The sequence below is a fragment of the Teichococcus vastitatis genome, assembly GCF_003604215.1.
Taxonomy (GTDB): Bacteria; Pseudomonadota; Alphaproteobacteria; order Acetobacterales; family Acetobacteraceae; genus Pseudoroseomonas; species Pseudoroseomonas vastitatis.
Genome location: NZ_QXGS01000017.1, coordinates 1 through 25,780, shown reverse-complemented (window position 1 = coordinate 25,780; position 25,780 = coordinate 1). Strand labels below are relative to the sequence as shown.

General features: G+C 65.7%; 19 protein-coding genes and 4 pseudogenes. 14 read left to right on the top strand and 9 right to left on the bottom strand.

The window, feature by feature from the left end; translation table 11 throughout:
* Positions 1–3 precede the first annotated feature (3 nt).
* Positions 4–1,011 carry an NAD(P)-dependent oxidoreductase gene (locus tag D2K64_RS16415; protein WP_120009465.1) on the bottom strand — a complete coding sequence of 336 codons (1,008 nt, stop codon included), beginning with the start codon at positions 1,009–1,011 and terminating at the stop codon, positions 4–6.
* 125 nt (positions 1,012–1,136) lie between these two features.
* On the opposite strand from D2K64_RS16415, the gene D2K64_RS16410 reads away from it, so the two are divergent.
* Positions 1,137–1,721: a TetR/AcrR family transcriptional regulator gene (locus tag D2K64_RS16410; RefSeq protein WP_202910711.1), complete on the top strand. Its 585-nt coding sequence runs from the start codon at positions 1,137–1,139 to the stop codon at positions 1,719–1,721.
* A 464-nt stretch (positions 1,722–2,185) separates the two neighbouring features.
* On the opposite strand, the gene D2K64_RS16405 is transcribed toward D2K64_RS16410, so the two are convergent.
* Together D2K64_RS16405 and D2K64_RS16400 are read right to left on the bottom strand one after the other, a co-directional pair.
* Positions 2,186–3,103, bottom strand: a complete 918-nt coding sequence (locus tag D2K64_RS16405; RefSeq protein WP_202910710.1) for a hypothetical protein — start codon at positions 3,101–3,103, stop codon at positions 2,186–2,188.
* 221 nt (positions 3,104–3,324) lie between these two features.
* Complete coding sequence (locus tag D2K64_RS16400) at positions 3,325–3,912, bottom strand: TetR/AcrR family transcriptional regulator (protein WP_202910709.1); 588 nt, start codon at positions 3,910–3,912, stop codon at positions 3,325–3,327.
* Between the two features lie 874 nt (positions 3,913–4,786).
* Here D2K64_RS16400 and D2K64_RS16395 point away from each other — a divergent pair.
* The 3 genes from D2K64_RS16395 to D2K64_RS16385 all read left to right on the top strand — a co-directional run bounded on the left by D2K64_RS16395 (position 4,787) and on the right by D2K64_RS16385 (position 10,020).
* Positions 4,787–7,693, top strand: coding sequence for a PAS domain S-box protein (locus D2K64_RS16395; protein WP_120009463.1), 2,907 nt, complete (start codon positions 4,787–4,789; stop codon positions 7,691–7,693).
* Positions 7,694–8,329: 636 nt separating this feature from the next.
* Positions 8,330–8,878 (top strand): TetR/AcrR family transcriptional regulator, encoded by a 549-nt coding sequence (locus D2K64_RS16390; RefSeq protein ID WP_120009462.1) that lies wholly within the window; start codon positions 8,330–8,332, stop codon positions 8,876–8,878.
* Positions 8,875–10,020, top strand: coding sequence for an MFS transporter (locus D2K64_RS16385; protein ID WP_157985894.1), 1,146 nt, complete (start codon positions 8,875–8,877; stop codon positions 10,018–10,020). The genes D2K64_RS16390 and D2K64_RS16385 overlap by 4 nt, the downstream gene beginning before the upstream one ends.
* A 502-nt stretch (positions 10,021–10,522) precedes the next feature.
* On the opposite strand, the gene D2K64_RS25955 is transcribed toward D2K64_RS16385, so the two are convergent.
* Both D2K64_RS25955 and D2K64_RS16380 read right to left on the bottom strand, forming a co-directional pair.
* The gene (locus D2K64_RS25955) at positions 10,523–10,654 is read right to left on the bottom strand and encodes a hypothetical protein (protein WP_274379308.1); all 132 of its coding nucleotides are present in this window, start codon (positions 10,652–10,654) and stop codon (positions 10,523–10,525) included.
* A 180-nt stretch (positions 10,655–10,834) separates the two neighbouring features.
* Positions 10,835–11,698 carry a LysR substrate-binding domain-containing protein gene (locus tag D2K64_RS16380; RefSeq protein WP_120009460.1) on the bottom strand — a complete coding sequence of 288 codons (864 nt, stop codon included), beginning with the start codon at positions 11,696–11,698 and terminating at the stop codon, positions 10,835–10,837.
* Positions 11,699–11,834: 136 nt separating this feature from the next.
* Between D2K64_RS16380 and D2K64_RS16375 the strand changes: the two genes are divergently transcribed.
* The 6 genes from D2K64_RS16375 (at position 11,835) to D2K64_RS16350 (ending at position 18,794) form a co-directional block, all read left to right on the top strand.
* Entirely contained in the window at positions 11,835–12,812 is a 978-nt protein-coding gene (locus D2K64_RS16375) for a Bug family tripartite tricarboxylate transporter substrate binding protein (RefSeq protein WP_120009459.1), read from the top strand.
* Positions 12,809–13,780, top strand: coding sequence for a D-2-hydroxyacid dehydrogenase family protein (locus D2K64_RS16370; RefSeq protein WP_120009458.1), 972 nt, complete (start codon positions 12,809–12,811; stop codon positions 13,778–13,780). The genes D2K64_RS16375 and D2K64_RS16370 overlap by 4 nt, the downstream gene beginning before the upstream one ends.
* Before the next feature lie 15 nt (positions 13,781–13,795).
* Positions 13,796–14,629, top strand: coding sequence for an enoyl-CoA hydratase/isomerase family protein (locus D2K64_RS16365; protein ID WP_120009457.1), 834 nt, complete (start codon positions 13,796–13,798; stop codon positions 14,627–14,629).
* The gene (locus tag D2K64_RS16360) at positions 14,626–16,695 is read left to right on the top strand and encodes an acetate--CoA ligase family protein (RefSeq protein WP_120009456.1); all 2,070 of its coding nucleotides are present in this window, start codon (positions 14,626–14,628) and stop codon (positions 16,693–16,695) included. Before D2K64_RS16365 ends, D2K64_RS16360 begins: the two co-directional genes overlap by 4 nt.
* Positions 16,692–18,044, top strand: coding sequence for an MmgE/PrpD family protein (locus D2K64_RS16355; protein ID WP_238384236.1), 1,353 nt, complete (start codon positions 16,692–16,694; stop codon positions 18,042–18,044). Before D2K64_RS16360 ends, D2K64_RS16355 begins: the two co-directional genes overlap by 4 nt.
* A 273-nt stretch (positions 18,045–18,317) precedes the next feature.
* Positions 18,318–18,794 carry a GNAT family N-acetyltransferase gene (locus D2K64_RS16350; RefSeq protein ID WP_120009455.1) on the top strand — a complete coding sequence of 159 codons (477 nt, stop codon included), beginning with the start codon at positions 18,318–18,320 and terminating at the stop codon, positions 18,792–18,794.
* Between the two features lie 469 nt (positions 18,795–19,263).
* On the opposite strand, the pseudogene D2K64_RS16345 reads toward D2K64_RS16350, so the two are convergent.
* Positions 19,264–20,325, bottom strand: a pseudogene (locus D2K64_RS16345) (IS3 family transposase).
* A 147-nt stretch (positions 20,326–20,472) separates the two neighbouring features.
* Positions 20,473–20,802 (bottom strand): integrase core domain-containing protein, encoded by a 330-nt coding sequence (locus tag D2K64_RS16340; RefSeq protein ID WP_370765029.1) that lies wholly within the window; start codon positions 20,800–20,802, stop codon positions 20,473–20,475.
* A gap of 482 nt (positions 20,803–21,284) precedes the next feature.
* On the opposite strand from D2K64_RS16340, the pseudogene D2K64_RS16335 reads away from it, so the two are divergent.
* Positions 21,285–22,315: pseudogene (locus D2K64_RS16335) on the top strand (IS110 family RNA-guided transposase).
* Positions 22,316–22,671: 356 nt separating this feature from the next.
* Here D2K64_RS16335 and D2K64_RS26195 read toward each other — a convergent pair.
* Complete coding sequence (locus tag D2K64_RS26195; RefSeq protein WP_120009453.1) at positions 22,672–22,815, bottom strand: transposase; 144 nt, start codon at positions 22,813–22,815, stop codon at positions 22,672–22,674.
* Positions 22,816–23,042: 227 nt separating this feature from the next.
* On the opposite strand from D2K64_RS26195, the gene D2K64_RS16325 reads away from it, so the two are divergent.
* Positions 23,043–23,753: a calcium-binding protein gene (locus D2K64_RS16325; protein ID WP_120009452.1), complete on the top strand. Its 711-nt coding sequence runs from the start codon at positions 23,043–23,045 to the stop codon at positions 23,751–23,753.
* 516 nt (positions 23,754–24,269) lie between these two features.
* On the opposite strand, the pseudogene D2K64_RS16320 reads toward D2K64_RS16325, so the two are convergent.
* Positions 24,270–24,494, bottom strand: a pseudogene (locus D2K64_RS16320) (IS3 family transposase); the annotation flags it as partial.
* 590 nt (positions 24,495–25,084) lie between these two features.
* On the opposite strand from D2K64_RS16320, the gene D2K64_RS26190 reads away from it, so the two are divergent.
* Both D2K64_RS26190 and D2K64_RS24480 read left to right on the top strand, forming a co-directional pair.
* Positions 25,085–25,294, top strand: a complete 210-nt coding sequence (locus D2K64_RS26190; protein WP_238384235.1) for a hypothetical protein — start codon at positions 25,085–25,087, stop codon at positions 25,292–25,294.
* Positions 25,291–25,644, top strand: a pseudogene (locus D2K64_RS24480) (tripartite tricarboxylate transporter substrate-binding protein); the annotation flags it as partial. The gene D2K64_RS26190 and the pseudogene D2K64_RS24480, both read left to right, overlap by 4 nt.
* Positions 25,645–25,780: the final 136 nt, after the last annotated feature.

Below are 25,780 nucleotides of genomic sequence, written 5' to 3'. Positions count from 1 at the left end.
GCGTCAGGGCCGTTCCAGCGTCAGAATCGAGGCGCCGCTTTGCCGAAGGCGGGCGAGATAGGCGGCCGGCTCGAGCAGTTGATACGGAAAGTAGAGGCCAGCCGGAACTGGCGGATTGCCGTCAAGCCCGAGGAGCCGTTCGAGAAGCATCGCCACCCCGAGTCCGGTCGGCGGCATCTGCCCCCCGGAATGCACAAGAGCGTGGCGTGTGCGGAGCGGCCGGCCCGCATGGTCTTCCCCAGTCAATTCGATGACGATCTCGGTCGACAGCGGCCCGCCGCGGCGGCGGGTCGAGCTCATCCCGACCGCGAGGTCGAACCGGACATTCGGCGCACCAAGTGCCGTCGCCAGGCCGACGACATCATAGGGCGATAGTGCGGTGGCCTGCATCTCGGTGCCGTCCACGGCGTGAAAGCGACCCTTCGCGTCGTCTCCAACGCGCCAGACAAAGGCGCCGTCGCGGCGGGCCAGCGCCGCGGGCATGGTTTTCGTCTGCCGCTCCAGATCCGCCCCTGCGGCCGGACCGAAGGCATCCTGCTCATCGAGCAGGGCGCCGATGGTGATGTCGCGGACCCGCCCGAAGGCCCTGGCGAAGGTCAGCGTGGGAATTGTGGTGGCGCCGACGAGCCATTCTGTGCCGAGCACAACCGGCGCGGCCCGCGGCGCGTGAACATAGGCTGCCACCTCGGGGGCGATCTCGATGATGCCGGGGGAGATGCTGACATGGGGCACGCCCCATGACTGGGCGAACCGAAGTCCGGCGATTTTTTCATCCGTGAAGAAGACAACAACCGCGCTGACCGGGCGTCCGCCGAGGCCGAGATCACCTGCGGCCAGATCAACCGCCACGCCCTCCGCAGGGCCGATCTCGGCCGCGAAGTCATTCGCACCGGCAAGATTTCGGCCACCGATCAGCAGCGGCACATCGGGATGGCTGGCGCGCAGAAACTGCGCGGTCCAACGGCCGACCACGCCGGCGCCGCCGATCAATAGAATAGGATCCAATGACATTGGCTTGCCTCCTTACCTCGACCCCGGGGAAGCTACGTTTGGTAGCTTTTGCTATTTTGTCTACCTTCGGTAGGTTTCAAGGGTGGCTTGGGGCGGGGAGCAGCATGAGGACATCGACCGAACAGGTGGCGCCGCGCCGGCTTTCAAAACCCGAGCGGCGGCGGCAACTGCTCGATACGGCCCTGCGGATCATCCGGGAGGAGGGGGCGGACCGACTGACCCTGGGGCATCTCGCCACGCGTGCGGGCATCTCCAAGCCCGTCGCATATGACCATTTCGGCACCCGGTCGGGGCTGCTGATCGAGCTCTACCGGTGGATCGACGCACAGTGGATGAATGCGTTCCAAGACGCGCTGGCCACCAGCCTGCGGAGCCTTGAGAACACGGCCGAGATCCTGGCAGCGGCCTACATCCATTGCGCGGCGGACATGAATGGCGACTTCCACGCGGTAGGCGCTGCGCTGGCAGGCAGCGAGGAGAAGGCCGCGGTGTTTCAGGAATTGCTCGACAATTGTGTACGCTTGTTCGTATCGGTGTTGGAGCCACACAGCAGCCGATCGCCGGCTGAGCTGGAACAATGCTGCGTCGGCTTGGTCGGCGCGGGCGAGGCGCTCTCGGCTGCGGTGGTTCGCGGCAGGTGCAGGGAGCCTGAGGCGATCAAAGCCTTCACCTTGTTGATCCAGGGCGGGATGCGCACGTCTCCACCGTAAGCCGTGGCATGGGCGCCATACGGTCAGGAAAAGGCACAAAGGTTTTTGTGTCCGGAACCGCGGCGCCCACTGCTCGCGCCCGGGCACGCGGCTGAAGGCGCTTCGCCGTTCCTGTTGATGCTAGGATCCGATGGCAACTCATCGCAGGCAGCGGCACCAGCTTGGCGGTGCTGAACGGAGTGGCGGCCCTGTCGGATCTCGACTCTCCGTCGCCCGGCCGCGCTACGGCCTTTCCTTCCCTGCCCGCAACGGTGGAGTACGCCGGCGTGGCGGAGGTCTCGCTGAACAGGGATAATGGCTAAGCCGGCGTCTCATGATGGCCGCGGCGATGGCCGATGCCGTTCACGCCCCACAGTGAGGCGCTGCGTCAGGTGCCTTTCACACCGGAGCAGGCGAAGCGGCACCTTTCGGCGGAGAGCATGATCCCCTGCCGCCAGGGATGGCGGTTACACCGCCAACTATCATCACCCTTGCGGCAAGATGCCGCGCCCGGCCCGGCGCGTCGCCAGTGCACGCTCCAGAGATGCCGCCCTGCGGCGTTCCTCACGCAGCACTTCGATCGTTGGCTGCCACCAGCCGCGGCCCCTGTCGGCTTGGCCGGGCGACGTCCGTGCGGGCCAAGCCTGAACCAACTCGGCGTGGCTGGGCCTGCGCCAAGTGGTCCAGACCAGCGCAGCTGGTCCAGTGCTGACCTTTGGGTAGAAGCGCGCGGCGGTTTCGGGCTCCACCAGTTCGCCCGTGACCGTCTCAAACACCAAGCATCCTGCATGGGTCATCAGCACGCGGCCGAGCGGCGGGATGGCATCCTCCGGCACCGGATAGCGATGCCGGCGGCGCTCGGCAGCCTCGGATCGGCGGTCCGCCTGCTCAGGCGAGGCCTTGCGGCTCTCATCGCGCTTGCGCCGCTCTGCAGGCTCAGCCAATCGGGCAGCGGCTTCAATCGCGGGCCAGTGCTTGTGCAACTGCTCGAACGAGCGGAACGGCACGCGCCAGACCTTCAACCCGGGATCCCACCGGGCCCAGGGTACTGCCCGTAACTCAGCCACGACCGTGCGGGAATACGGGGTTCGAACCAGAAATCCGTCAGCAACTTCCAGGTAAGGGCTGGCGATGGGCTCGAACGCGAAGGCGTCCCGGCCGCGCTGGTCGGCATAGGCCAGCACCCCCGACCATTCGCGGCTCATCCATTTTGTCAGGCGCTGTTCCGCCCGCGTGCCCGGCACAAACCAGGCACCGAAATCGTCGCGCCACCGGGCGCGGGGAAAGGCCTTACGAAACCGCTCCACCGTCATCCGGTCATACGGAAAGGCGGCCGTGGCACCGGGCGCACCATCGCCGACATCCTGCTGCGTCGCGGTGAACTTCAGAGCCTCGTCAGTCACCGGTCGTCCCTCCATTGCAACGCGGCACCCGTTTCCCGACAGGCGCCAGGTTGCCGTGGCTCAAGTGGCGGAATCCTTGCGCGGAACAGGCGCCGCAATGCATACGCCGCACCGGACAGATACCAAGCTGCGCGGGAGATTCCATGCAGAGGTCAGGCCAAGCTGACAGCGGTGATCGAAACTAGGGCGACAGTCGGCAAGGCGCAGCACTTTCGGCAGGATCAGGCGGGCGACGTCGCGCCCGAGCGGCGGAGCAGGGCCCCGAAGGCAAGACGCGCGTGCTCCTCGGCGGAAGGATCGCGCAGGAAGCGGGCTGAAACGTGATGGCTCAGATAGATGCCGCAAAGTTCCCAGACGAACTGGTCCAGGTCCGTGCCCTTGCGGAGGTGCCCGAGCGCCACTGCGGAAGCCACGAGGGAGCCCAGGAGGAGCCGCCACTCCCTCTCAAGTGCGGCGACGTGCTCGCGGACCTCGCCCTCCCTGTCATCAAGCTCGAACAACGCGGCTGCGATGGGACAGCCGCCAGGCAGACCGGCGCGCATCGGCCAACCCAGCCACCGCTCCACCAGGGCCTGGAGCTGAGGCAATCCTGCTGGCGCATCCATGGCTGGCTCAACCACATGGCCATGCGCCGACCGCGCCGCTTCATAGAGGAGAGCAATCTCAAGCTGCTGCTTGGAGCGGAAATGGGCAAAGAGGCCGCTCTTGGACAGGCTGGCTGCCTCTGCCAGCCGACCAAGGGTCACGCCCGACAATCCATCGGTACTCAGTGCGCGAAGGCCGTGGCTAAGCAGCCGGAGCCGGGTCATATCGGACTTCATGCTAGAATAGTACGATCGGTCGTATTATCCTGCAAGCGTTGAACTGCTGATCGTGGATCAGGGTGTGCCAAGAAGGTAAGGCCGCAGAACGCCTGATGCTCTGGGTACGAATTTCCCTCCGCTCGCACCTCTTTCGATTGCTGCACGGATAACACTTGTCGTCCGACGTTGGCGTCCGCGCCATCGCTGGCGACGACCGAAGCCGCTGCTGCTCATCGGCCCTGACCGGGCGGCACTGGTTCTTCATGAGAGGGACCGCCCAGGGTCAAGTCCGACGGGTCATCCGTCAGGCGGCGAACCTTGGCTGGCGGATTGATCAACCGGCCTTGGCCGATCGAGGCGCGGTTCTGATCCGGCGCTGAGGCCGCTGCCTGGATCCGCACTCCCGTTGCACTTCGAGCCACGATGACGGCGGCCAGACATCCCGGACAACCAGCATTATCATCGTCGACCACCAGGGTGGCGCGCCCACCGCAAGCAGGCGCCGCGCACCATTCGTCGACCCTTGCTCGCCAAGCACGGGGATCGGCAGGCTGCTTCCCAAAGATCTCAGCCTCAGCATTGCGTGCATCTACACCCCGTCGGGCGAGACCTGATAAGGAAGCAAGAGGTGAACTGCGACAAAGAGTTGTCTGCCGAATCAATGGGCGACACCTGGGACGCGTGAATAGATCACAAAGCCTCCGCTGCTGATCCAGCTAAACCAGAGAACCATCAGCTTGGCAATTCTCCATGACTATCGCGATCTGGTTCGATATATTACAGGCGCGAGCCCACCATTTCAGGGGCAGCGGAGGCCTCAGGCGTGGCGTCTTTTCCAGATTCGATACTAGCGACCGAGTTCTTGGCAGGCGGGGGCAGCATGGGCGCATTGATGCGAGCCCATGACTGGACGGCATCCCCGCTCGGCGTGCCGGCAAATTGGCCGCAGTCGCTCCGCCTCGTGGTCAACCTGATGCTGAACTCGGAATTCCCCATGTTCGTGGCTTGGGGGCCGGCACTGAGCTTCCTGTACAATGATTCCTACGCCCAGATCCTCGGCAACAAGCACCCCCGGGCTCTTGGGCGAGGCTTTCATAATGTATGGGCCGATATCTCGCCGCTGATCGACGGCGCCATGCGGGGCGAGGCAACCTTCCGCGAGAACTTGCCGCTTCTCATGACCCGGAACGGATATGAGGAGCAGACTTGGTTCACCTTCTCCTACTCGCCCGTGCGTGACGATGATGGCCGGATCGCAGGCATGTTCTGCGCCTGCACCGAGACGACAGGTCAGGTGCTCGCCGAGCACGCTCTCCGCGAAAGCGAAGCTCGCTTTCGCAATCTAGCCGACCAGACTCCGGTGATGATCTGGGTCACCGACCCCAGCGGTTCCTGCACGTATCTCAATCGCAGCTGGTATCAATTCACCGGTCAAACGGCTGATCAGACGGGCGGCTTTGGCTGGCTCGAAGCCACGCACCCAGAAGACAAGGCAGAGGCCGAGCAGGCCTTCCGGAGCGCCATCGCAGCCAAAGCATCGTTCCAGGCCGAGTATCGGCTTCTGCGGGCCGATGGCAGCTACCGATGGGTGATCGACGCTGCCGCCCCGCGCTTCGCCATGGATGGCGAGTTCCTAGGCCATGTCGGCTCCGTGATCGACATCGATGAACGCCGGGAAGGCGAGGCGCGGCAACGTGAAGCGGAGATGCGGCTGCGCACGCTGACCAATACGCTGCCAGCCTTCGTTTGGCTTGCGACCAGCGATGGCGAGCTGCACTATCTCAATAACCGTTGGTACGAGTACACTGGTCAAATTCCCGATCAGGCCTTGCCCAGTGGCTGGGTCGATACACTTCACCCTGACGACGTGGCACGAACAACGAAAACCTGGGCCGATGCAAGGCGCCATGCTGCAAACTATGAGATCGAGGTGCGGTACCGCAGGCGTGACGGGATGTATCGCTGGCATGTGGCCCGCGCCGAACCTCTCCGCGGCGCCGAAGGCGCGGTCGACGGCTGGGTCGGCACGTCGATCGACATCCATGACCGGAAGCTCACCGAAGAGCGTCTCCGCAGCAGCGAGACGCAGCTTCGCTTCACTGCGGAGGTGGAGGAGCGGCTGCGCGGAACGACCGAGGCTCCGGTTGCCATGAGTGAGGCAGCGGGGTTGCTCGGCAGGCATCTCGGCGTGTCGCGCTGCGCCTACGCCGATGTCAGCGCAGATCATGATCAGTTCACCATCAGAAGCGACTATGTCGCCTCCGGCATCATCAGCACGGTGGGAACCTACAGCCTCGATTTGTTCGGCCCGCGGGCGGCAGCCAGCATGCATGGCGGTCGCACGCTGGTGGTTCGCGACGTGCCCGCCGAACTCGAATCCGGTGAAGGCCGGGAGATGTTCGAGGCCATCGGGATCGCGGCGATCATCTGCTGTCCCTTGGTGAAAGGTGGCCGGTTGGTCGCGATGATGGCGGTCCATCAGGACCGCCCCCGTGCTTGGACCGAAGATGAGATCTCGCTCGTCGAGGCTGTGGCCGAGCGTTGCTGGGCCCATGTTGAGCGCGTGGGCGCCGAAACGCGGCTGCGGGAACTTAACGGCACGCTGGAGGCCCAAGTGGCCGAACGTACGGAGGCACTGCACCAAGCGCAGAAGATGGAAGCGATGGGGCAGTTGACAGGTGGCGTCGCCCATGACTTCAACAATCTGCTGACTCCCATCTTCGGATCACTCGACATGCTCCAGCGCAAGGAGCTGGGCGGGGAGCGTGAGAAGCGGCTGATCAGCGCTGCCATGCAAGCGGCTGAGCGTGCGAAAATACTGGTCCAGCGGCTGCTCGCCTTCGCAAGGCGCCAGCCGCTCCAGGCGATTCCGGTGAACATCGCCAAGCTCGTCAGCGACATGGGCGAGTTGGTGGCGAGCACCACGGGTCCGCAGATCAGGGTCACGATCGATACTCCCGCCGATCTGCCCCCTGCCAAGATCGACCCCAGCCAATTGGAAATGGCGCTTCTGAACCTCAGCGTGAACGCGCGCGATGCGATGACCGAGGGCGGAACCCTGCGGATCTCAGCCAGCGCGAAGACCATCGTAAGCCCCAACAGGCCAGGGCTGATGCCCGGAAACTACATCTGCCTGTCGGTAGCGGATACCGGGACAGGCATGGACGAGATTACGCGTGCCCGAGCCATCGAACCGTTTTTCTCAACAAAGGGAATCGGCAAGGGAACCGGTCTCGGCCTCTCCATGGTGCATGGCCTCGCCTTGCAGTTGGGTGGCGCTCTCACCATCCGGAGCCGGCCCGGTCTCGGCACCAATGTCGAGCTCTGGTTGCCGCAGAGCGATGCTCCCCCTGATGCGGTGGCACCACCATCCAGCACGTCCGCGGCCGTGCCGGTCCGGGGCACAGCATTGCTGGTCGACGATGAGGAATTTGTACGGCTGAGCACGGCCAATATGCTGAGCGACCTTGGCTATCGCGTCATCGAGGCAGCATCGGCGGAAGGCGCTCTGCAGGTTGCTGAGCGGGGTGAGGTATTCGACATCCTGATAACGGATCACCTGATGCCAGGCATCACCGGCACAAGTCTGGCGCAGCAACTGCGAACCAGGTGGCCCCACCTGCCCGTGCTCGTGGTTTCCGGCTACGCGGAGGATGACGGCGTTGCCGCCGACCTTCCACGCCTGAGCAAGCCATTCCGCGCCGGGGAACTTGCCACCGCTCTGGTTCAGATTCTCAACAGAAAGGGCGGAGAAGCAAGGACTGACGGTGCCTCGCCAGGGATCTGATCAGTCCGATGCCCAGGCGGTGGCCTCTTGAGGGATCTCCGTTCTCCAAGGAACTGCTGAACGGATCGAAGTGTCTGGCGCAATGGGATGCCTTGGCACTGAGGATCCGGCAGTTGCATGGAGATGATTCTTGTGCCGAACAGTGAACGGCCACCGTTCAACCTGCCCTCGCGCTGCCGGTGACGCAGGGATGATGTTGACGGCCATCCGACCGCGCGAGCAACCAGGTTCACCGAAGGCATCCATGGCGTCCAGAAATCCATCTTCGAGCACTTGGCAGGGCAGTCAGAACTATAGGGATGTGGTCCTGAGAACTGGGCGCCAAATGAAGGCCCACTGCGCGACGGTGTGCGAGACCGCTTGGCCTGTGTCACCGGCAAGCCATTGTCGGCGTCACCGCTCTGTATCAGCCTCTACGCTGGTGGATTCGGGATCCTGTCCAAGCCGACGATTCACGCCTCCCCAAGACCATGGAAGCCGGCATCCTTTGTCACAGATGCACCGATGGCGGGTGAGCCTCCGGGCCAACGGATGAGGCCACCATCAATCCGCTGATTGTGGACGGCCGATCTCGCCGAAACAGGACATTCGGCGGCAGCGCCTTGCTATATAAAACGATCGCTTTACATTATCGGCATGGACAAGCGAACGGATATCATCTCGGGTGCCGCAGCCACCTTCGAGGTCGAAGGCTTCCGCGGGATCGGCGTGGACAAGGTTTTGGCGCCATCGGGGGCCTCCACTCGAACGCTGTACAAGCATTTTGGCTCCAAGGACGGTCTGGTACTTGCCGTTCTCGAGGAGCGGCATCGCCGCTTCAATCGGCGCCTCGAATGCGCCAGGGATCACGATGACGCGGTGGCTGTGCTGTTTGATACGCAGCGGCATTGGCTGGAGGAGCATGGCGCGCGGGGATGCATGCTCCTGCGCGCCCGTGCCGAGTTCTCCGGTGCGAGCGCGGAGATTGTCGCTCTTGTCCGGCGGCAAAAGGATGAGTTCCGCGATATGATCGCCGCGCGCGTGCAGGCGGTGCTCAGGCGACATGACAACAGCCTCGCGACGCAGATCTGGCTTCTGTTCGAGGGGGCGACAGCGGCGGCAAGCGTCGCTGATCTCTCTGTGATCGACGAGGCCAAGGCTGCGGCCGTCTCGCTTCTCGAGGCGGCGCGGAGATCTGCGCCTTGAAAGGCGGCGGCAACCTTGTCGCTGCTGCCTTCGCGCTGACGGCCTTGTCCTACGGGCTGGCCCGCTTCGCCTATGGCCTTTTGCTGCCGCAGATCCGGGAGGACCTACCGCTCGGCGCCGTTGCAGCGGGGTGGGTGAGCGGCGGGGCCTTCGCCGCCTATTGCGTGGGCATCGTCGCCGCGTCACTGCTGGGTGCGAGGCTCGGGGCACGAATGATGGCCGTGCTGGCAGGCCTCACCGCAACGCTCGGCGTGGGACTGGTTGCCCTTGCTCCTTCGACCTCGGTGCTGGGGGCCGCGATCGCTCTGGCCGGGCTCAGCACCGGCTTTACCTCGCCGCCGCTTGCAGCGGCTGTTGCACAGGGATTCGACGGGCCCGCGCGTCCCAAGGCAAATGGAATGATCAATTCCGGCACGGCGGCGGGAATCGTGTTCTCCGGCATCGTCGCGATGGTTGTCGGTACGGCCTGGCGCGAACTCTACGCGCTGTTCGCCTTGATCGGCGGGCTGATAACGATCTGGCTATGGTTCGCACTGCCGGCAGGCTCGCCTGTGCGAAGAAATGATGCCGGGATCTCACAGGATCTGGCACGACCGGGCTTGGCTGGCTTGTGCGTGGCTGGCTTCCTGATGGGCGTTTCGAGCACCGCGGTCTGGACATTCGGTGCCCATATCCTGCGCAGCGTGCTCAGCTTTCCGGAGGCCAACATTCCGGTTGCCTGGATTGCGCTGGGTCTCGGCGGGCTCGCCGGATCATCAACCGGCATGCTCGTCGCCCGCTTCGGGATCGGGTCGATCCACCAAGCGGCGCTCTTCGGGATAGCCCTCTGCTACGGGATCCTCGCGGCTGCCACGGTGGCTCCGCTACTCGCCTTCGCGGCGATGGGCCTGTTCGGGGTCGCCTATATTGTCTCCAGCGGCGTCCTGCTGATCCGGGGCATCGCGCTCCTTCCGGACCGGCCCGAACTTGGGCTCGGAATACCATTCCTGGCGGTCGCGTCGGGTCAAACGGTCGGTGCGCCACTCTTCGGGGCCGTGCTCGACGGAGCCGGTCCCTGGGCCGCGCTGTTGTTGTTCGGGGCGGTCACATGCGGGGCCATGTTTGAAAGAATGCAAGACGTTGCTTCTCCTCCGCTGAGCTAAACGGAAGGTCACCGTTTGGAGATCAACCTGGAGAGCAGGCGCGGTTCCCCAGCGACCTGCTCGACGGCGATCGTTGCCAGCGATCGTCGTGACATGGTCGCGGTGGCTCGCCTGCCAGTCCGATCCATTTTCTTCTATATCTTGAAAAATGTATTCTTCCGGGAACCACAACCTAAAATTGCCGTTGTGTGCATTGTAGTACCTGTCTCTTGCCACCCGAACGAACCTTCCCTTCCCGCCCGGCTCTTGACCGGGCGGGCTTTTGCCATATTGACCCCGCCCCAGCCGTCGATGCCCCGCTCGTCATGTGCCGGAATGATGCTGCATCAAACAAGCGGATCCTACCCCAGGCGATTGACAGAGGGAACGTTCAAGGCCCACCCGAACGCTTTATGAAGCGCCCGATACGCCAATGAAACGATCCTCCGGCAGGAGGAAACCGGCTGCCTTCTGGAACCAGCATCCGGACGAAGCAGCAGGGATCCTGCACTACCACCCGGCCTCAGCCGAGCCCTCGTCCGAGGTTCCTGACGAGGAAGATCGCCAGCGCCACCCGTATGGAGATGCTCATCAGCCGGCGCGGCTTCTGCTTCGGCTCGCCGTCATCGTCGCCTGACCCATTTGCCTCCGCCATCATCTATAAACCTGTTTAGAAACATCGACATGATCTGCGGCCGGAGCATGGGCCGACCAGGAATGCCGGAGCAGTCCTTCCGGCTTCATCTCGCGCAGCCCCGATGGGGTCGGTATGCACCCTCACCGGAACGCGAGAAATTCCGCCAGCAATGGGGAAGCCCCGAACAGAGGCAGGGCTTCAGCTCCGGGCTTCGCGGACGAGCCAGTCCGCAAAGGTGCCGATCGCGTCTCCGAGACGACCCGTTGGCAGAAACAACCAGTACAGGTCGCCCGTCGGGATGCTGGTTTCCGAGAGGCGCACCAGCCGCCCCGTTTCAACCTCCTCCCGAACAAAGGAGGGGGAGCAGATGACGATGCCGAGGCCCTCCATCGCGGCCTGGATGGCCAGCGTCGTGCTTTCAAACAGCAGGGGCGGCTGAGTCGCGGCAAAGCCGGCTTCTCGCTGCCACAACTCCCAGTCCCCGGGACGGATCCTGCTGCCCAGCAGCCGCGCGGAGGCGGGCCAGTGACCCGACATACCTGCAACCATTGCCGGGGCCGCGAAAGGCGAGATGTCCACAGACTGCAGGCGCCGCCCTCCTGGCGGCGGCGGCGTGCCCTTGGCAACCGTGCGCACAGCCGCGTCCACGCCCTCCCGCGCCAGATCGACCACGGCTGTTGATGTGGAGACTTCCACGTCGATGCCCGGATGGTCCGCATGGAAGCGCGGTAGGCGCGGGATGAGCCAGCGCAGTGCCCAGGTGGTGTAGGCGCGAATGCGAAGCGGCGACCGCTCGGCGCGCAGGTGATCCACGGCGGCCTGGATCTGGGTGAAACCACTCCGCAACTCGTCCGCGAAATGTTGCCCGGCCTCGGTCAGGGCAATGGCATTGACGCCGCGCCGCACCAGCGGACATCCCAGCACCACTTCCAGATTGCGCAGCCGCTTGCTTACGGCGGGTTGAGTGATGCCCAGCACCGCTGCCGCTGCGGTCAAGCTGCCGGTTTCCGCGATGACGCGGAAGGCCCAGAGGCTCTCAAAAGGCAAGATCGGACGATGCATGGCTTAGCCTAACATCAGGTTGGGGTACGGCAAGAAACTCTTGGACTTCGCGTACCTCGTTCGCCGGCGGAGACTGTGGGAAACACGGAACCCGGTGGCATGGCCGCACGGGTCAGCCACCGGAGGACAAACGCCCATGAACCGCCGTACGGCCCTGACGCTGCTCCCCGGCTTGATCGGGTTGCACGCACCCGCTGTTCGCGCCCAGGAGCGCTATCCCGACCGGCCGATCCGTCTGATCATCCCCTTCGCGGCCGGTGGCAGCAACGACATCGTCGGCCGTGTCATCGCGGAAGGCATGGCCGCGCGGCTCGGCCAGACCTTTGTGGTGGAGAACCGTGGCGGGGCCGGCGGCATCCTCGGCAACGAGGCCGTGGCGACATCGGCCAGCGATGGCTACACGCTGCTGCTGGGTGGCAGCGGCAGCTTCCTGATCAGCAGCCTGGTGCAGCCCAAGGTTCCCTATGACATCATCCGGGATTTCGCGCCGGTCGGCTTCATCGGCAACGCACCCAACGTCATCACGGTGAACCCCAAGGTCGAGGCCCGCGCCATGGGCGAGCTGCGGGACCTGGCCCGCCGGGCCATGCCGCCGCTGTCCTATGCCAGCCCCGGTGTGGGCACCACGGGACATGTGCTGGGCGCACTGCTCGCGCTCGAATTCGGCGCCGAGATGGAGCACATCCCTTACCGCGGGACGGGGCCTGCCATCACGGACGTCCTGGCAGGACGCGTCCAGATCCTGACCAACGCCGCGGCGCCGCTCCGGCCCCACATCGCCTCGGGCGGGCTGCGGGCGGTGGCCGTGGCCGCCCCGCGGCGCCTGGAGTTCCTGCCCGACGTGCCGACCACGGTGGAGCAGGGCTTTCCGGCGATCCTGTCCTCGACATGGTACGGGCTGCTGGGTCCCGCCGGCCTGCCGGCCGATCGGGTGGCGGCGCTGCACGGCGCGCTGAACGCCACGCTGGCCGAGGCGGGCGCCAAGCAGCGTTTGTCCGAGGAAGGCGTGGATATCGAGGCGAGCCCCACCCCGGCCGCTTACGCCCGCTTCATCGAGGTGGACCGGAAGCGCTGGCAGGAAGTCGTGACGCGCGCCGGGATCCGGGCCGAATGACACCGCGCGCCCCGCTCCGCCGTGTCCTGGTGCTGGATGATTTCGGTGACGCGGCGCCGGAGTCGGCCGACTGGTCCGGCCTGCCCGTCACCTTCCTGAACGAGAAGCTGAACGAGGATGATCTGGCGGCCCGGCTCGCCGACGCGGATGGTGTCGTGCTGATCCGCGAGCGCAGCGCCTTCCCGGCCACCCTGCTGCGGCGGCTGCCGAGGCTGCGCCTGGTGGTGACCACGGGCATGCACAACCGCACGCTGGATCTTAACGCTTGCGATGCCGCCGGCGTCGCTGTCTGCGGCACGCCATCACTCGCCTCGCCGACGGTGGAGCTGACCTGGGGGCTGATCCTGGCTCTCGCGCGTCGCATTCCCCAGCAGGAGCAACGGCTGCGGCAGGGTGCGTGGCAGGAAGGCGCTGGGCTGGGCCTCGACGGCACGACGCTCTCCATCGCCGGGCTGGGGCGGATCGGTGCCGGGGTGGCCGCCATCGGTCGCGCCTTCGGCATGCGGCTGCTGGCCTGGAGTCCGAACATGACGGCAGCGACCGCCGAGGCCTCCGGTGCCGAACTGGTCGACAAAGGCACGCTGTTCCGGCGGGCCGACGTGGTGACGCTGCATCTGGGTCTCGGCCCCTCAACGCGCGGCATCATCGGCGCGGCGGAGCTCGGGCTCATGCGCCGGGGCGCGCTGCTGGTGAACACCGCGCGTGGCCCGCTGGTGGACCAAGCGGCGCTGATCGGTGCTCTCCAGAGCGGCCATCTGGGCGGCGCCGCCATCGACACGCATGAGCCCGAGCCGATGGCTGCCGGCGATCCGATCCGCGAGGCTCCCAACACGATCCTGACGCCGCATCTCGGCTACGTCACGCAACAGAACTTCCGCCAATATTTCGGGGGTGCCACGGAATGCCTGCGGGCGTGGAACCAAGGCGCCTGCCTGCCGCGGCCGCTGAACGCAGCCGCGAGATCCTGACGAGGACCGAGCATCATGACCTCCTATTCCGGTGAAGCCGACGCCATCCTTCTTCGGGCGGAAGGCTCCGTCGCTGTGCTGACCCTGAACCGCCCAACCGCGCGCAACGCGATCGACGATGCCATGCGGGCGGAACTGATGGCGGCGCTGGACCATGTCGCGAGAACCGATTCCATCAAGGCACTGGTGGTCACCGGAGCCGGCAAGGGCTTCTGCGCCGGCGGCGACGTGAAGTCGATGCAGGCCCGCCTGTCGGTGCCGCCGGGTGAGGTGGCGCTGAACGGCTGGCGCCGGCAGCAGCGCACGCACCATGCCATCTCCATGCTGCACTCCCTGCCCAAGCCGACGATCGCGGCGGTCAACGGCGCGGCCACCGGCCTCGGCTGCGATGTCGCGCTGTGCTGCGACTTCATCATCGCCTCCGACGACGCACGCTTCGCCATGAGCTACATCCTGCGGGGATTGATCCCGGATGGGGGGGGCATGTACTTCCTGCCGCGCCGCGTCGGCCTGTCCCGCGCCAAGGAGCTGATCTTCACCGGCCGCACGGTGGAGCCGGAGGAAGCGCTGCGGATCGGCATGATCGATCGCGTCACGGGCGCCGCGAGGCTGCTGGAGGACGCCTGCAACTGGGCCACCGAACTGAGCCACGGCGCCCCCGCCGCCCTGGCGCTGGGCAAGAACATCCTCGACCAAACCTTCGAGCTGTCGGTGGAGCAGGTTTTCTCACTCGGCAGCCAGGCGCAGGCGATCTGCTACAGTTCCCGCGAGCATCAGGAATCCGTCGCGGCATTTCTGGAAGGCGTGGCGCAACGCCGCGCCGCGCAGGGAAAAGGCGGCGTGGCATGAACGGAATCGGCGCCCTGCTGCATCCGCGCAGCGTCGCGGTGATCGGTGCCTCCGCCGATGCCGGCAAGATGACCGGCAGGCCGGTCGGCTATCTGCAGAAATACGGCTTCGATGGCGAGATCTGGCCGGTCAACCCGCGCACCGACAGCATCGCCGGGCTGCGCTGCTTCCCCGACATCGCCTCGCTTCCCGGCGCTCCGGATGCCGCCATCGTGCTGCTGGGCCCGGAGCGGGCCGAGGCGGCGGTGCGCGATCTCGCGGCGAAGGGCTGCCAGGCGGCCATCGTGCTGGCCAGCGGCTATGGCGAGGCGAATGAGACCGGCGGCCGCCGGCAGGAAGCCCTGAAGGAGGCCGCCGGAACGATGCGGCTGCTCGGCCCCAACACGATCGGGCTGGTGAACCTGACGGACGGCATGATGCTCTCCGCCACCGGCGCGCTGGAGGTGGGCAACCTCGCCGCCGGCCGCATCTCGGTGGTGTCGCAGAGCGGCGGCATCCTGGGTTCCCTGCTGTCGCGCGCGGCGGATCGCGGCATCGGCTTCGCCAAGCTGGTCTCCACCGGCAACGAGGCGGACATCGACAGCAGCGAGATGATCACGCACCTGCTGGAGGACGGGGCCACCGACGTCATCGCCGTCTACATGGAAGGGCTGCGGCGGCCCGAGGTCTTCAAGCAGGCCGCGCGACGCGCGGCGGAGCTGGGCAAGCCTATCGTGGTGTACAAGGTCGGCCGCTCCGAGTCCGGTGCGCGGGCCGCGACGTCCCATACCGGCGCACTTGCCGGGGCGGACCGTGTCTACGACGCGTTGTTCCGGCAGTGCGGCGTGATCCGCGCCGAAAGCTTCACCGATCTGCTCGACATCCCGGCCGCCCTGGCCTCCGGGCGCCGCATGGCAGGGAACCGGGTGGCCATCCTGACCTCCACGGGTGGCGCCGGAACGCTGCTGGCCGATAATTGCGGCTTGGCCGGCATCGAGGTTCCCGCGCCGGACATGGCGACCACCCGGCGCCTGGCTGCCTTGCTGAACGAGGATCCCGGCGCGATCGGACGCAATCCGGTGGACGTCACGCTGGCCGGGCTACGGCCTGACCTGTTCCGCGGCGCCATCGACGCGCTGCTGGAAAGCCCCGGCTATGATGCGGTGGTGGTGGTGATCGGCTCCTCTGCGCTGGCCACGCCGGACATCGTGGCGGGCGCCATCGTCGAGTGCCAGGCGCGCAGCGGGAAGCCCGTGCTGGCCTATGTCAGCCCGCACGCCCCGCACCTGGTGCGGCTGCTGAACAGCCAGGGCATCCCCGCCTTCGCCACGCCGGAAAGCTGTGCCACCGTGTTGCGAGCCCTGCATCGCCCCACGGTGCCGGCCGCGCCGCAAGCAGTGGCCGAGAACCCGTCGGTGCTGGCCAGCCTTCCCCCTGGCAACCTCAACGAGGCCGAGAGCAAGGCCCTCTTTGCCCGCTTCGGGATGCCGGTGACACGCGAGCACGTGGCCGCCGATGCGCGGGCCGCCACGGCCGCGGCGCATGAGTTGGCAGGAGAGGTGGTGCTGAAGGTGCTGTCCCGCGCCATTGCCCACAAGAGCGACATCGGCGGCGTCCGCGTCGGGCTGGCGGCGGGTGAGGTGCCGGACGCCTGTGCCACCATGCTGCACAGGCTTCAACAGGCCGGGGCGCCGACACCCGAGGGCTTCCTAGTGCAGGAGCGCGTTCGGGGCGGCGTGGAGATGATCCTGGGCTTCCATCGCGACCCGCAGCTGGGACCGGTGATCCTGCTCGGCTCCGGCGGGGTGGCGGCGGAGCTGTTCCAGGACACCGCCCTGCGCCTGCTGCCGATCGCGCGCGGCGATGCCGAGGCGATGGTGGAGGAACTGAAGGCGGCGCGCCTGCTGCGCGGCTACCGGGGCGCCCCGGCAGCGGATGTGCCGGCGCTGGTGGATGCGGTCATGGCCTTCGCCACCATGGCCGGAACAGCGGGGGAGCGGCTGCTGGAAGCGGAGATCAACCCGCTATTCGTGCTGCCCGAGGGGCAGGGCGTCCGCGCTGTAGACGGGCTGGTGGTCCTACGGTGATCGGAAATCCGCTGACCACCCTTGCCGTCCACGCGGCGAGTTGGCACCGGCGCCCCTGGCCGGGAGGACTGGAGCACCACGCCCGGCGGGCACTGCTGGACTGGTTCGCCGCAACCTTGCCCGGCACGCGCCGCGCGCCCGCCACCTTGCTGGCGGCTGCCCTGGCCGATGAACGGGGACAGGGCCAGGCGATCTGCTATGCCGATGGGCAGCGCGGCGCGGCGCGCCATGCCGCGCTGCTGAACGCCGTTGCCAGCCATACACTCGAGTTCGACGACATCCATCGCGATTCCGGCCTGCATCCCGGCAGCCCCACGATCGCCGCCGCCCTGGCCGTGGCGCAGGCGAGAGGCGCCGGCATGGATGCGCTGCTGCGCGCCATGGCCGCTGGCTACGAGGTAGGAGGGCGTATCGCCCTCGCGGTGCAGCCCAGCCACTACCACATGTGGCACACCACGGCGACGGTGGGCACCATCAGCGCTGCCGTGGCCGCCTCCCTACTGCTGAGCAGCGATGCCGTAAGGATCGGCCATGCGATCGCGCTCGCCGCCACCTCCAGCGGAGGCCTGCAGCAGGCCTTCCGAGGTCAGGGCATGAGCAAGCCCCTGCACGCAGGCCATGCCGCCGAAGCGGGCATCCTGGCTGCGCGTGCCGCCGCCGCCGAAGTGACGGGCGCGCCGGACGTGCTGCATGGCGAGGCCGGCTTCGCCGCGGCCACTAGTGACTCCACTGGCCGATGGATGGAGGCCCTCTCGGGTCTGGACGAAGAATTCGTGATCGGCAGCATGACCTTCAAGAATCATGGCTGCTGTGGTCACATCTTTCCTGCGCTGGATGGGCTGCTGGCGCTGCGTGACCGCCACGGTTTCACCCCCCACGATATTGAGGCGATCCACGTCGCCGGTTACCGTGCCACGGCGGAGATGTGCGATCGACCTGTTGTCACATCAGAGCAGGAGGCGCGTTTCAGTGTGCAGTACTGCGTCGCCGCCCTGCTGCACCTTGGCGGGGTACGGCTGGAAGCTTTCGCCCCCGCCCGGCTGCGCGATCCGACCCTGCTCGCCTTCATGCCGAAGGTTTCCGTCAGCATGGCACCGGATCTGGCGGAGGCTTATCCCAAGCGCCGGGCTGCCCGCCTTCGCCTGACGCTGCTGGACGGCCGCGTTTTCGACCACGAACAGCCGAGCCGGAAGGGCGATCCCGAACAGCCGCTGACCGATGCCGAACTCGACGCCAAGTTCCGCGAGTTGGTTGCGCCCGTGCTGGGCGCGGACAAGGCCGCGGCCCTCCTGACCTCCATCCGCGACGGCGACACTGTGCCCGGCATGCTGGAACGCGCCGCAGGCTGATCCGCAACCATCGCGTCGCGATGATTAATCGGCGATCAACCCTGGGCTTTTTGTTTTCTGCCCGGTGAACGCGGCTCCACGACAGACAAGCTTCATTCGGCATGAACTCCTCTGCGCCGGGGGGCAGGTCCTGAACCTTGGGACCCGGTGAAGGGTCGAAGCGCCAGCAGGATCGGGAAGGCGCATAGACTTCCCAAGCGATCCGCTCCACGAAAGCGCAGGGCGGCTGTGTCGCGGCAGCCTGCTTTTTCAACAAGCTCGGACGGGGGGACCATGGTGTTTGGCAGTCGCTCGGGCGTGGAGGTCCGGACCGCCCTGCCCGCAGATACGCTGGAGATCGCGGGCCTGCTCCGACAACTCGGACTGTGCGTGGAACAGCGTCAGGTGGCGGAGCGTGTGGAACGGGTTCTTGGCGATCCGTCCGGCACTGTGCTGGTGGCCACCGCGTGGAACGGCGCGGTCAGCGCGCTGATCGCTCTTCACTGGAACAGCGTTTTACAAGCGGACCGGCCTGTGGCGCAGATCACCGCCTTGGTTGTCGATGAGGCGGAGCGCCGGAACGGGATCGGCCGCCTGTTGATCAAGGCCGCTTCCCAGGCGGCACGCACGGCGGGCTGTGACCAGCTCACCATTGCCACCGAGCAGGAATGCGATGATCTGGCATCTTTTTGCGAGACGCTCGGTTTCACTGCCGCTAACCGCGGCTTCGTCCGCTCGCTGCGAAAGCGTCCGCGCAGTGGCGCGACCTGAGACCGTGCAAGGGCGCGGACTATTCCAGCCGCATTGAGGATCACGACCCTCGGAACGGAGCGATGATGCGGTGCATCCGTCGGATTCTGTGGCACAGGCGGTTCGCCTCCCTCACCTCCCCCCAGCCGGAAACATCAGCTCCCCAACACTCGCCAAATCGGCATCTCCGGCAACACGCCCGAGCTTCGATGCTTTGGGTCCACACGCTTTCCGGCATGATCCAGCGCACTGCGATGAGAGCTTCCCGGGCGGCGGCGTGAGCCGCTTCATGATCGGTGAACCTGAGCCCAGAAATTTCTTGAGGTTGAGCTAAAATTCTCGATGATTGTCCGCCGTTGCGGGAGCGGGTTGGCAAGGATTTCCGCCATCCGGGACTTGATGGCTCGCCTGCCAATCTCGGCGGATGTCGCCTGGACTTGCTTTGGTTGGGTGGGGAGGCGTTGGATCGATTGGCAGCCATCCTCTTGAACTAGGCCGGGCTTGCGATATGGAGCGCGGAGTGGCGCCGGACAGGGTGTAGAAGCCGTCGATGTAGCGGCTGATGGCCTGCTTGGCTTCATGGCGGGTCTCGAAGACGGTGCGCCAGACGAGTTCCGACTTCAGCGTCTTGAAGAACGCTCCACCACCGTGTTGTGGTAGCAAGTCCCCGTGCCCCATATCGAGATCAGGAGGCCGTGCTTTCGAAGGGCGGCCTGGTAGTCCGTGGAGCAGGACTGGCTGCCACGGTCGGCATGATGGATCAGCCCTGGGGCCGGGGGCGTATAAGGAGGTCCTTGCGGAGGGCGGCCAGGGCGAGCTCCCGATGCAGCCGATCCGCCACGGCCCAGCCGACAATGCGTCGTGCGAACAGGTCGATGACCACCGCCAGATGCAGCCAGCCTTCGCGGTCCAGATACATGAGATGTCGCTGCCCCTTCTGGCCGGGGCCATCGGCTGAGAAGTCCTGGTCCAGCAGGTTGGGCGCGATCGGCCAGGCATGGTGGCTGTGTTGGTGGCTCGTCGGAACCGCCCCGTCTGCCGGGCGCGGAGGCCATTCTCCCGCATCACGCGGGCCGTCCGGCGGCGCCCGACGGCCAGGCCGCTGTTCTGCAGTTCCCGCGTCATCCGCAGGCTGCCACAGGTGCCATGGGACAGCGCAAAGGCCGAATGGCCATGGACGAGCAGCACCTCGTGCTGGCGGCGGCAGGCCAGGCGGCCTCCAGGCAAAGGAGCCGCTCTGGCTGACGCCAAGAACGTGGCAGAGATGATGCATGGGGAACTCCTCCTTCGCCGCATCGACGAGCGCGAACCTCACCGACTTCCCTCCCGAGCGAAAAGCCGTGGCCCGCCTGGGGATGTCCCGCTCCTGGCGGAGGATCTCGTTTTCCCGCCGCAGCCGCTTCAACCCGGCCGCGACGTCTTCCTGTCCGGAGCGGTGCGGCGCATCGATTGGCCGGTCCCGGCTTCGGCTGATCCATCGAATCAGCGTCAACAGGCCGATCCCGAGATCCGCGGCGATCTCGTGCTGGCTCCGCCCGTTTGTCCGGACCAGCCGGACCGCCTCGCCCTCTTAGTCCCTCGTGAACCGTCTCTGCTGCGTCATGGAGTTCCCTTTGCCTCATCAGGAACCTCCACCTCTCCGAAGAAAGTCCAGCCCAGGGTGAGCTGAGTGCGGCCGGACGTGGTTGTAGTCGGTCTGCTACCTGGCCAGCACCGCTCGGGCGTGAGCCAGCGAGGTGAACGGGGTTTCGATCAGGCCTTCGTCACGCAAGCGGCCGTTGAAGCCTTTCACGAAGGCGTTCTGCCGCGGCCTGCCAGGGGCGATAGGATGCCACTCCACCTGCCGGTCCTGGCTCCACTTCAGCATGGCGTTGCTGGTGAGTTCGGTGCCGTTGTTGCTGGCGCACATCAGGGGGCGACCTCGCTGCGCCATCACGGCGTCCAGCCCGCGGGCCACCCGGGCGCCGGATCGCGACGTGTCGGTCACCAGCGCCAGGCACTCGCGGCTGAAGCCGCCGGCCGCTGCCAGGATGCGGAACCGTCACCCGCCGGCTAGCGCATCGGACACGAAGTACCAGCGACCAGCGCCGATTCGATGCCTTCGGCAGCACCATCGGCGGCCGCAGGCCCACAGCCCGCTTCCCGCCACCTCGACGGCGCACCGGCAGCTTCTCCTCGGCATGCAGCCGCCGCAGCTTCTGGTGGTTCAACCGCGCCCTCCCATGCCGGCAGGATCCCCAGCCACCGATAGCCGAACCGACGGCGTCCGGCCGCCAGTTCCCACCGCCTCGCCCGAACCTGGCGGATCGTCAAGGCGCCGGGTTCGGTAGCGGATCGACGTCCGGTCGGCGCCGAGCAGCGAACATGTCTGCCACGGGCTGATCCCATGCACCTCCCGGGCGTGAGCCGCCGCCCGCCTTGGCCGCAGGCGTCAGAACTTTATGGGATGGCCCACCCCTCGCTTTCCTCACCCTAGGCTGAGGGGGCAACTGGAGGAATGGGAGCGGGTCAATGCAGATCGCAGTGCTGGGGATCGACCTGGGCAAGAACAGCTGCAGCGTGGTCGGCCTGGATGCGGGAGGGCGCGTGCTCATGCGGCGGCGCCTGCACCGGGATGGGATCGCCAAGCTGGCGGCGGGTATGCCGGGCTGCGTAGTGGCGATGGAGGCCTGCTGTGGAGCGCACCACCTCGGCCGCAGGCTGCGCGAGCAGGGCCACGAGGTCCGGCTGATGTCCCCTGAGTACGTGCGCCCCTACGTGAAGGCGCAAAAGAACGACGACCGGGATGCGGAGGCGATTGCCGAGGCGGCGACCCGACCGGCCATGCGGTTCGTGGAGCTCAAGAGCGAAGCCCAGCTCGACATGCAGAGCCTGCATCGTGCCAGGGACCGACTGGTGGGGGAGCGGACGGCCTTGATCAACCAGTTGCGCGCCATCCTGCTCGAGCGTGGCATCACCGTGCCCCAGGGACGGCGCAAGCTGGAACTGTTCCTCGAAGCCTTGCTGGTCGAGGATCAGGCCGCGCTCAGCCCGCGCACCCGGCTGCTGGTGGAGGACCAGCGGGCGGAGTGGCGTGAACTGGACCGGCGCATCTTGGCTTTTGACGAGGAGTTCGCGCTGCACGCCCGCACCGACGAGGCCGCCCGTCTGCTGACCACGATCCCGGGTATCGGCCCCCTGAACGCGACGGCGCTGGTCGCCGCGGTTGGCAAGGCTGAAACGTTCGGACGCGGCCGAGATCTGGCGGCGTGGCTAGGTTTGGTGCCCAGGCAGATGACCACAGGCGGCAAACCGAAGCTGCTGGGGATCAGCAAGCGCGGCAATGCGTACCTGCGCAAGATGCTGATCCACGGTGCCCGCGCCGCGCTGCCGAGCTTGTCGACGGCCGAAACACCACTGGGTGACTGGCTGCGGGGGGACTACGGGCCCGAGCGCACGTGAACACCGTGGTGGTGGCACTGGCGGCCAAGCTGGCGCGGATCATCTGCGCGGTGCTGCGCAGCGGGCAGCGGTTCGGGATGCAGGGCACGAGCATGTCGTAGCGCCAGGGATCGGTCGTTCGCGCCCACCCGGCGCGAGCGGCTGGATGAGGTCTGCGGGTGGTGGAAGTAAGATGGCCTGACAGTCGATCGGCGTACTGGAAACCTGACGCAAAAAATGGCGCTCGACGCCGTGAACTTTATGAGGACCAGGACGCGCGGATCTCCATCTTGGCCGGGGCGTCGCTCCGAGACCGGATACGTTGGCGTAGACTGATCAGACCAGGTCGCAAAACTGCTTGCGGACGGGGTGGGCCATACGTTCTTGCGGCGAGGTCCTTCAGCACGGCGTTGTCCAGCATCGCCTCGCCCAGCAGCCGCTTGGCTTCCAACACACCAAGGCCGCCATACCTAGCCTCTCAGGCATAGGAGGTCGCTTCCGAGATCCCATGCTGGCGGCAGAGATCCGCCGCCTTCAGCCCAGCTTCCTGCTCCCGCAACACCCCAATGATCTGCTCTTGCGGACACCGTCTGCCCGCTATGTCCGTCTCCAAACAAGCCACGGACGCGACCTGCCGCTGGCAGAAGTGCCGCGGCTCAGGTCAGCTCGGTGTTCCTTTGATTCACTACTTGGCAACAGGTGTGAACAGAATATTAATTATATGGTGTATGTTCACGGGTATTTTACTACTTATGCGTGCATACTAGTGATTCGACATGAGCATTGACTCGAGTGGTCCGGTAAACCTCTCCACAGAGCGTTCCTGCCTGTGCCGAGAGAGAACAAGCCATGCCAATTTTCTATGGTTCCGCAAAAGCGGATAACATTAACCTCTCTACTCGTACGGCGAACTACACGATCTACGGCGATGGTCTGCACGATACCCCGGCGCAGCTCAGCAACAACACGATCCGTTCCGGCTCCGGCGATGACACGATCTATGCTGGCTATGGCAGCGACTTCGTGCAGAGCGGCAGCGGCGATGATACCATTTACGGCTACGGGGCCGGTGGCCTGACGGCCGGCGCCACCTTCGCCTATGCCGAGCGCGACGGTGCCGATCTCCTGGATGGCGGCGCGGGCAATGACCGCATCTTCGGCGGTGGTGGCAACGACCAGCTCCTGGGTGGCGCCGGCCATGACATTCTCCATGGCGGAAGTGGCACCGACGGCATCAGCGGCGGCGACGGCAACGACATCATCTCGAGCGGTTACGGCACCGATTACCTGCGGGGCGGCGCCGGAAGCGATATCTTCCTCTACGCCTACAGCGACAGCGGTGACGCCTCGGACGCGAATGGCGGGCGTGACACCATCCGCGATTTCCAATCTGGTACCGACAAGATTGATCTCAGCGGCTACTACGTCTCGGCGGCCGACCTGACCTTCACGCAGACTGCCAGGGGCCTGCTGCTGAGCTTCCCGGCCGTTTACGAGACGGGTGAGATTCTGCTGGAAGGCGTGAGCAATCTGCGTGCAGGCGACCTTGTCTTCGCTTGAACCGGAATGGTTTCCGTTTATCCTGCGGAGAATTGTGGTTGCGAGTTTGGCCTCCGGCCTACGCCCGGTGTTCCGAGGCTGGCGACCACTGCCTGACCCCTCCCCGCTCCGCGGCGAAAGATTGATCCTGGAGCCACGATAGAGGCGAGGTTCCGCTTCAGCCACGTTAGCACAAGGAGCGCCGTGGCGGTCTTGTTTCGTAAATGTGGACAGTCAACGTTCCTGCCGTGGTCGCATTTGCGGCGGAACCGCCAAGCCCGACATTGCGCCCGGTTCCCGGAGCGTTCCGTAGGCCTTCCACCTATGCCGCGCTCCCGAGTCCGTTTGATTTTTTTTGTCCGGGTGCGATCAGCATCAGATCAACGGGCGGAGAACAATGGTCAAGCGGCTGTAGCCGAGCTGTTCTGAGGTGGTTCCCATTGGCCGCACAGTTAGGTAGAGGGGATAAGCTCGGTTGGTTGGCGTCAGGCCGCCAGTCTCCTCATCTCAGCTGCCCCGTAGCCTCTCGTCGGGCAAGTCCTGTTCCACCAGCAGCTGTCCGATCCTAGCATGCAGCTTCTCCACCTCGGCCTCCTTCGACTTCGTCTCCTGCGCCGCTGTCCGGCCGGAAAATCCCGCGGCCATCTCCTCCACGGCCCGCCACTTGGTCGCCAGGCGCACTGTCGTCAGCTCACCCCGCAGCGCCTCCACTGCCACCTTGACCTTGAACTTCGCTGAATACCGCGTCCGCTTGCTCGTCATCGGGTCCGTCCTTCTGAGGCCTAACCGAGCTAATCCAAATGCCCGAATCCCGAGGACCACCTCAGTTCAGCTGTTCCGAAGCAGGCAGTCCACATGATGCCGGCTTTTGCAGAGGCTCAGCAGGCGGGAATGACAGCAGGCGCTGGCGTCAAGCTTTCTGAGGAAATACCCTCCAGACCTTGTTATTTTGTATCCTGCGGGATGCAACGATCTTAAGCATGGGTTTGTTTTCTGCACTTTATCCGCAAGAATACAAAAAGAGAACGAATGCCCGATGCGGAAGGAACAACGCGGTCGCAGACGGCGAGCGCTGCAACGCAAGAGTTGTCTTGCTTTGATAGGTACGCTATAGGCGGCTCCTGCCGCCCTGCGGCTGGTTAGTCGCGATAGCCGAAGCGCACGGTGGCCGTGATTGTTCCCTTCGCAGCCGGTGCATCAAACGATACTATACCCCGCCTGGAGGCAGCGCTCGGTACCAGCTTGATGGTCGACAACCGTGCCGGCGCCGGCGGAGCCTTCGGCACGGCGTAGCCATCCGTGCGGCAGCGGACGGCTACACCTTGCTGATCTCATCGGCCAGCAACCACGTGATGACCTCCCTGATCGTACCATCTCGCGATCTGGATCACCGTGTGGCCTTTGCTGGCGTCTCGGTGCTGGAAGATATCCCGCTGGCGCTCTGCGTTCCAGCGTCCCTCCCGGCTCAGGATCTGCAAGGTCTCGTCTCACTGCTTCGCCGCGAAGCGGAGCAAGCAGGAATCGGAGGGTCACAGCACCTGGCAGACCACCTGTTCAGATGAGGGCAGGTGTGTCGGTGACCCATATTGTCTACAGGGGTGGCGGACCGGCCCTGAGCGACCTCATGGCAAGCCGCATCACCTTCAGCTTTCTCAACCTGCCTACTGCCTTTCCTCAAGCGGAAGCCGGCACGATCCGGATCCTAGCCGTGGCAGGCGATCACCGGAGCCAGCGACAGCCCGCTATCCTCACAGTGGCGGAAGCAGGGCTTGCCGGCTATGCGGCACGATCCTGGACCGTGCTCTTCGCGCTCCAAGGAACGCGGGTCGAGATCATCGCGCATCTCTGCGCTGAACTGAGGCAGACGCTCGTCACACCAGCCCTCCAGCTCCGCCTGGCTGAGTTAGGCATCGAGGCTCGGACGTCCTCGCCTCAGGAGCTCGACCAGTTGGTGCACTCCGAGTTCGCGCAGTGCAGGATCTGCACGTCGAGCTGCTTCTCGCTCTTGAAGGCGACGAACCGCATCGGCGGCCGGGTCGCGGCCTCAG